Annotated in this window: 3 protein-coding genes, 2 tRNA genes and 2 rRNA genes; all 7 read right to left on the reverse strand. The window is 54.3% G+C overall.

From position 1 onward, the window contains the following. Window positions 1-104: 104 nt before the first annotated feature. The 7 genes from AC06G5_RS25770 to AC06G5_RS25800 all read right to left on the reverse strand — a co-directional run bounded on the left by AC06G5_RS25770 (window position 105) and on the right by AC06G5_RS25800 (window position 7,408). Entirely contained in the window at window positions 105-2,408 is a 2,304-nt protein-coding gene (locus AC06G5_RS25770) for a PqiB family protein (protein WP_413427277.1), read from the reverse strand. Then, entirely contained in the window at window positions 2,401-3,024 is a 624-nt protein-coding gene (locus tag AC06G5_RS25775; protein ID WP_085715997.1) for a paraquat-inducible protein A, read from the reverse strand. Before AC06G5_RS25775 ends, AC06G5_RS25770 begins: the two co-directional genes overlap by 8 nt. Continuing rightward, the gene (locus tag AC06G5_RS25780; RefSeq protein WP_413427279.1) at window positions 3,011-3,670 is read right to left on the reverse strand and encodes a paraquat-inducible protein A; all 660 of its coding nucleotides are present in this window, start codon (window positions 3,668-3,670) and stop codon (window positions 3,011-3,013) included. Before AC06G5_RS25780 ends, AC06G5_RS25775 begins: the two co-directional genes overlap by 14 nt. A gap of 147 nt (window positions 3,671-3,817) precedes the next feature. After that, window positions 3,818-3,933: ribosomal RNA gene (gene rrf / locus AC06G5_RS25785) — 5S ribosomal RNA — on the reverse strand. Window positions 3,934-4,088: 155 nt separating this feature from the next. Next, window positions 4,089-6,980 (reverse strand): 23S ribosomal RNA (locus AC06G5_RS25790). A gap of 245 nt (window positions 6,981-7,225) precedes the next feature. Beyond that, window positions 7,226-7,301, reverse strand: a tRNA-Ala gene (locus AC06G5_RS25795). 30 nt (window positions 7,302-7,331) lie between these two features. Next, a tRNA-Ile gene (locus AC06G5_RS25800) sits at window positions 7,332-7,408 on the reverse strand. Window positions 7,409-7,416 lie beyond the last annotated feature (8 nt).

Here is a 7,416-nt window from a genome sequence, read left to right on the forward strand (position 1 = left end):
CCCACAGGAAATTGGGTGTACACAATATTTGCGACCAACCAAGAACCCTGTGGGAGCGGGCTTGCCCGCGAAGGCGTCATCACTGACGCCACACAACCCTCAGACTATTTACCGAGGGAAATCTTCGGTGCCCAGGTCAGCCATTCCTCTTCGAACTTGTCGAACAGCGCGAACGTCTGCTCCGGTTGCGCCGGGTTGCCCATGCGCTCGCCGTCCGGCGTGGCAAAGGCGACACCGCCCTGAATCATCGTCTCCAGGGATTCAGTACGCACCGTTGCACCTCTGAACAGGCCGACATCGAAGTCGAATCCGCTGGTGTTCCAGAACCGGGTGCCGCTGCGTACCAGTGGCGCGTACTTCGGCTCGATCAGGATATGTATCAGGACACGGTCAGCGGTCTGACCCAGTTCATAACCCGTCACCTTGCCCACGGTGATTTCGCGATACGTCACCGGCACGCCGGCTTTCAGCGATCCACGACGAGCGGCGCTCAGTACCAGACTCAGTCCCGCCTCCTGCTTCGCCGTTTCCGGCACAGTGGCCAAAGCCACGAAGTTCTTCTGCGGCCCAAGATTCTTCGGCGCCGGTTGCACCTCGATGTATTGCCCGGTCACCAGGGTTTCGAGGTTGGAGGTCTTGATCAAACCCAGCTCAGGCTTGACCACCCAGAACTGACTACCGACCCGGGCAATGCGCTCCGGCACTTCCGTAATCCGCGCGGTCAGCAGCACCGATTGCAGATCCTCGCTGAGATCAACGCCTTCCACCTTGCCGACATCCAGACCCTTGAAACGAATCGGAGTGCCGGTACGCAAGCCATCAGCACGATCCAGCCTGATCGTGATGACTTCGCCTTTTTGCGTGGCATCGTCATGGCTGGCGAACAAGCGGAAGCGTGGAATGCGCTTCTGCAGCGGCGCCTTGGCTTCCGGGGTTTCAAACGCGATACCGCCGGCCATCAAGCTTTGCAGCGATTCACTTTTGACTTGAATCCCACCGGTCAGTCCGCCCGTGAGCGTGATGCCGCTGGCATTCCAGAAACGTGTCGAAGCGTTGACCAGATCCTCGTACTCCTTCTCGATGTGCACGCCGATGATCAACTGCTTCTTGGTGCGCGAGAACTGATAGCTCTGTACCGAACCGACCTTGACCTGCTTGTAGAGAACCGGGCTGCCGACTTCCAGCGAGCCGAGATTTTCCGTGAACAACACCAGGTGCAGACCAGGTGCACGCAGATCCAGCGGAGGCGCCTTGGCCCGTGCCACGAACTCCCGTTGTGGCGCCGCCCCCTTGTCGCCAGGGCGCACAGCGATGTAGTTACCTTTGACCAGCGCTTCCAGGCCGGTGATCCCCGCCAGGGAAATCGACGGTTTGACCACCCAGAATTGCGTACCGTCCACCAGGTAATCTTCGGCCAACGGGTCCATCGTCAATTCGGCGGTGGCCCCGGACAGATCGGGATCGACCTTCAGCGCCTTGAGATTGCCGACCTGAATGCCTTTGTACATCACCGGCGTACGACCGGCCTGCAAGCCTTCGAAGTCGCTGAGCTTGACCTTGACCCGGATACCGGCCGCCGCTGCATCGAAGTCTTCGTAGAGCCTGAACGGCAGGCTTGGATCAGTAGGCGGGCTGTCCTTGCGGTTTTCAGGTGTAGCGAACGCAATACCACCGGCGACGATGCTGGCCAACGACTCGCTGCGCACCTTCACACCCGACAGGTTGGCATCGATGCTGATGCCGCTGGCGTTCCAGAAACGCGTATGTTTGCGCACCAGTTTGGCGTAGGTCGGCTCGATGAAAACCTTGAGCTCGACGGTGCTCTGATCTTCGGAGAGCACGTAACTCTTGATCTGCCCCACCTTGATCTGTTTGTAGAACACCGGGCTGCCGCGGTTCAACGAACCCAGGCGATCAGCCTTGATGGTCAGGTGCAGACCCGGTTGGGCATCGGAGAGCGGTGGCTCCTGAGCCAGGGCCTTGAACTTGCGAACCGGCTCACCCTCGCCCGGACTGATTGCAACGTAGTTACCCGAAACCAGCGTCTCAAGACCCGTAATGCCGGCCAGCGTCACGCTCGGCTTGACCAGCCAGAAGCGCGTGCTGGTTCGCAGGTATGGCTCTACGTCCTTGTTCATTTCGATGCTGGCAATCACACCTTTGGAACTGCCCTCGTCATCGAGCTTGAGGTTTTTGACCTTGCCGACCGACATGCCCTTGTAGACGACTTCCGTCTTGTTGGCCTGAATGCCTTCGCCACTTTCAAAGCGCACCTGAATCTCGATGCCATTCTCGGTGTAAGCACGCCAGCCGAGCCAGCCACCGATCATCAAGGCGATCAGGGGCAACACCCAAATGGCAGACCAGTTGGAGGCCGGTCGGGTTTTCGCTACAGGCAAATCAGTCATGGTCGTCGTCCGACTCCGTGTTATCCCAAATCAGTCGGGGATCGAAAGTTACGGCGGCAAGCATCGTCAGAATCACCACAGTGGCGAAAGCGATGGCGCCAAGATTGGCTTCAATGCTGGCAAGCCGTCCAAAATTCACGACCGCCACCAGGATGGCGATCACAAAGATATCGAGCATCGACCAGCGGCCGATGAACTCGATGAAGCGGTACATCCAGATACGCTGGCGAGCCGAAAGGGGCTGACGACGCTGCACGGAAAACAGCAGTAATGCGATGCCTACCAGCTTGAAGGTGGGCACCAGGATACTGGCGATAAACACCACGGCCGCAATGGGGAACATTCCGTAGTGCATCAACTCGATCACACCGGCCATGATCGTGCTGGGCGCACCTTTGCCCAAGGAGTTCACGGTCATAATCGGCAACAAATTGGCCGGTATGTAGAGAATGGCGGCGGTAATCAGCAATGCCCAGGTCCGTACCAGGCTGTTCGGGCTGCGAGCATGCACCAGCGCTCCGCAGCGCGTACAAACTTGCTCATCGGTATCAGCTTCCTGCCTGTTCAATTCATGACACTCCTTGCAAATCAGAATGCCTGCATCAATCGCCCGCATGGGCATCCTCTCCTGATAATGCTTGCCAGATCTGGTGAGGCGACATCACGACTTCCAGCCAGACTTGAATCAGCAACAAACCAATGAAGCACGCCAGGCCGAGGCCTACGGTGATTGCTGCCATATCTGCCAGCTTGACGATCGCTACGAGTACACCCATGAAGTAAACCTCGAGCATCCCCCATTCGCGTATATGGTGATAAATGCGATAGAGCAACAGGCCGTAGCTGCGTCCGACATCAAAACGGATGCTCAACAATACGGCCAATTGGCACAGTAGCTTGAGCAGCGGAATCCCCATGCTGCACAGGAACACGATCACTGAAACGCTTTGCATGCCTGTGTCAAAAAGCGCGACAACACCGCTCCAGACCGTGTCTTGCGAAGATTGCCCGAGCAGATTGAGTTGCATGATGGGTAAAAAGTTCGCCGGAATAAACAACAGCAGGGCGGCAATGACCAGGGCAAGGCTGCGCTGTACGACGTTGTAGCGATTGGCATAAAGCTCGTAGCCACAGCGCGGGCACAGGGCTTTTTCGCCATGGGCGAGTACTGGCTTACGCATGAGCAGGTCGCACTCATGACAGGCAACCAGATTGTCTAGCGGTAATTCTGACAGCCCTTGGGCGTCAACCGGATCCGGCATAAAGGCTCTGAGTCTGAAAAAGTTGGCCCTATTCTAGTGCCATGAACTGAAAATAACTGTGCAAAATGTGCAACAGCCAGCCCTGTTTTTTCACGCACAAAAACAAAACCCCTACCTGCGTACGCAGATAGGGGTTTCGGAATTTAATCTTGACGATGACCTACTCTCACATGGGGAAACCCCACACTACCATCGGCGATGCATCGTTTCACTGCTGAGTTCGGGATGGGATCAGGTGGTTCCAACGCTCTATGGTCGTCAAGAAATTCGGGTACTGAGTCGTGGCCAGCTGGCCTCGCTTCAGCAAATTGGGTATGTGATGGAAATCGGTGTTTTGTGAGCGTCGAACTTTCGGTTCTTTCGTCTTCACACACCGCAATCTGGCCTCTTTCGAGTTCACAAATTGCTTGGGTGTTATATGGTCAAGCCTCACGGGCAATTAGTATTGGTTAGCTCAACGCCTCACAGCGCTTACACACCCAACCTATCAACGTCGTAGTCTTCGACGGCCCTTCAGGGAGCTCAAGGCTCCAGTGAGATCTCATCTTGAGGCAAGTTTCCCGCTTAGATGCTTTCAGCGGTTATCTTTTCCGAACATAGCTACCCGGCAATGCCACTGGCGTGACAACCGGAACACCAGAGGTTCGTCCACTCCGGTCCTCTCGTACTAGGAGCAGCCCCTCTCAAATCTCAAACGTCCACGGCAGATAGGGACCGAACTGTCTCACGACGTTCTAAACCCAGCTCGCGTACCACTTTAAATGGCGAACAGCCATACCCTTGGGACCGGCTTCAGCCCCAGGATGTGATGAGCCGACATCGAGGTGCCAAACACCGCCGTCGATATGAACTCTTGGGCGGTATCAGCCTGTTATCCCCGGAGTACCTTTTATCCGTTGAGCGATGGCCCTTCCATACAGAACCACCGGATCACTAAGACCTACTTTCGTACCTGCTCGACGTGTCTGTCTCGCAGTCAAGCGCGCTTTTGCCTTTATACTCTACGACCGATTTCCGACCGGTCTGAGCGCACCTTCGTACTCCTCCGTTACTCTTTAGGAGGAGACCGCCCCAGTCAAACTACCCACCATACACTGTCCTCGATCCGGATAACGGACCTGAGTTAGAACCTCAAAGTTGCCAGGGTGGTATTTCAAGGATGGCTCCACGCGAACTGGCGTCCACGCTTCAAAGCCTCCCACCTATCCTACACAAGCAAATTCAAAGTCCAGTGCAAAGCTATAGTAAAGGTTCACGGGGTCTTTCCGTCTAGCCGCGGATACACTGCATCTTCACAGCGATTTCAATTTCACTGAGTCTCGGGTGGAGACAGCGCCGCCATCGTTACGCCATTCGTGCAGGTCGGAACTTACCCGACAAGGAATTTCGCTACCTTAGGACCGTTATAGTTACGGCCGCCGTTTACCGGGGCTTCGATCAAGAGCTTCGCGTTAGCTAACCCCATCAATTAACCTTCCGGCACCGGGCAGGCGTCACACCCTATACGTCCACTTTCGTGTTTGCAGAGTGCTGTGTTTTTAATAAACAGTCGCAGCGGCCTGGTATCTTCGACCGGCGTGGGCTTACGCAGTAAATGCTTCACCCTCACCGGCGCACCTTCTCCCGAAGTTACGGTGCCATTTTGCCTAGTTCCTTCACCCGAGTTCTCTCAAGCGCCTTGGTATTCTCTACCCAACCACCTGTGTCGGTTTGGGGTACGGTTCCTGGTTATCTGAAGCTTAGAAGCTTTTCTTGGAAGCATGGCATCAACCACTTCGTCACCCAAAGGGTAACTCGTCATCAGCTCTCGGCCTTAAGATCCCGGATTTACCTAAGATCTCAGCCTACCACCTTAAACTTGGACAACCAACGCCAAGCTGGCCTAGCCTTCTCCGTCCCTCCATCGCAATAACCAGAAGTACAGGAATATTAACCTGTTTTCCATCGACTACGCTTTTCAGCCTCGCCTTAGGGACCGACTAACCCTGCGTCGATTAACGTTGCGCAGGAAACCTTGGTCTTTCGGCGTGGGTGTTTTTCACACCCATTGTCGTTACTCATGTCAGCATTCGCACTTCTGATACCTCCAGCAAGCTTCTCAACTCACCTTCACAGGCTTACAGAACGCTCCTCTACCGCATCACTTACGTGATACCCGTAGCTTCGGTGTATGGTTTGAGCCCCGTTACATCTTCCGCGCAGGCCGACTCGACTAGTGAGCTATTACGCTTTCTTTAAAGGGTGGCTGCTTCTAAGCCAACCTCCTAGCTGTCTAAGCCTTCCCACATCGTTTCCCACTTAACCATAACTTTGGGACCTTAGCTGACGGTCTGGGTTGTTTCCCTTTTCACGACGGACGTTAGCACCCGCCGTGTGTCTCCCATGCTCGGCACTTGTAGGTATTCGGAGTTTGCATCGGTTTGGTAAGTCGGGATGACCCCCTAGCCGAAACAGTGCTCTACCCCCTACAGTGATACATGAGGCGCTACCTAAATAGCTTTCGAGGAGAACCAGCTATCTCCGAGCTTGATTAGCCTTTCACTCCGATCCACAGGTCATCCGCTAACTTTTCAACGGTAGTCGGTTCGGTCCTCCAGTCAGTGTTACCTAACCTTCAACCTGCCCATGGATAGATCGCCCGGTTTCGGGTCTATTCCCAGCGACTAGACGCCCTATTAAGACTCGCTTTCGCTACGCCTCCCCTATTCGGTTAAGCTCGCCACTGAAAATAAGTCGCTGACCCATTATACAAAAGGTACGCAGTCACCCAACAAAGTGGGCTCCCACTGCTTGTACGCATACGGTTTCAGGATCTATTTCACTCCCCTCTCCGGGGTTCTTTTCGCCTTTCCCTCACGGTACTAGTTCACTATCGGTCAGTCAGTAGTATTTAGCCTTGGAGGATGGTCCCCCCATATTCAGACAAAGTTTCTCGTGCTCCGTCCTACTCGATTTCATGACTAAGAGATTTTCGCGTACAGGGCTATCACCCACTATGGCCGCACTTTCCAGAGCGTTCCGCTAATCTCAAAGCCACTTAAGGGCTAGTCCCCGTTCGCTCGCCACTACTAAGGGAATCTCGGTTGATTTCTTTTCCTCAGGGTACTTAGATGTTTCAGTTCCCCTGGTTCGCCTCTTGCACCTATGTATTCAGTACAAGATAACCATCTTATGATGGCTGGGTTCCCCCATTCAGACATCTCCGGATCAAAGTCTGTTTGCCGACTCCCCGAAGCTTTTCGCAGGCTACCACGTCTTTCATCGCCTCTGACTGCCAAGGCATCCACCGTATGCGCTTCTTCACTTGACCATATAACCCCAAGCAATCTGGTTATACTATGAAGACGACATTCGCCGAAAATTCGAATTTCTCAACTAAGAGAACTCACAAATTTTACCTTAGCCTGATCCGCTACCAGTGAAAGTAACGTTCAGTCTATCTTTCTATCACATACCCAAATTTTTAAAGAACGAACTAGTCAAAGACTAGAAATCAACATTCACCATCATCGATGGAATGCTCATTTCTAAGCTTTACACAATCAGAAGCAGTAGTGGTGGAGCCAAACGGGATCGAACCGTTGACCTCCTGCGTGCAAGGCAGGCGCTCTCCCAGCTGAGCTATGGCCCCGTATTTCTACAGGCGTTTCCCACACAAAATTGGTGGGTCTGGGCAGATTCGAACTGCCGACCTCACCCTTATCAGGGGTGCGCTCTAACCAACTGAGCTACAGACCCAATTTCGG

The sequence above is a fragment of the Pseudomonas sp. WT-JTC genome, from assembly GCF_056711565.1.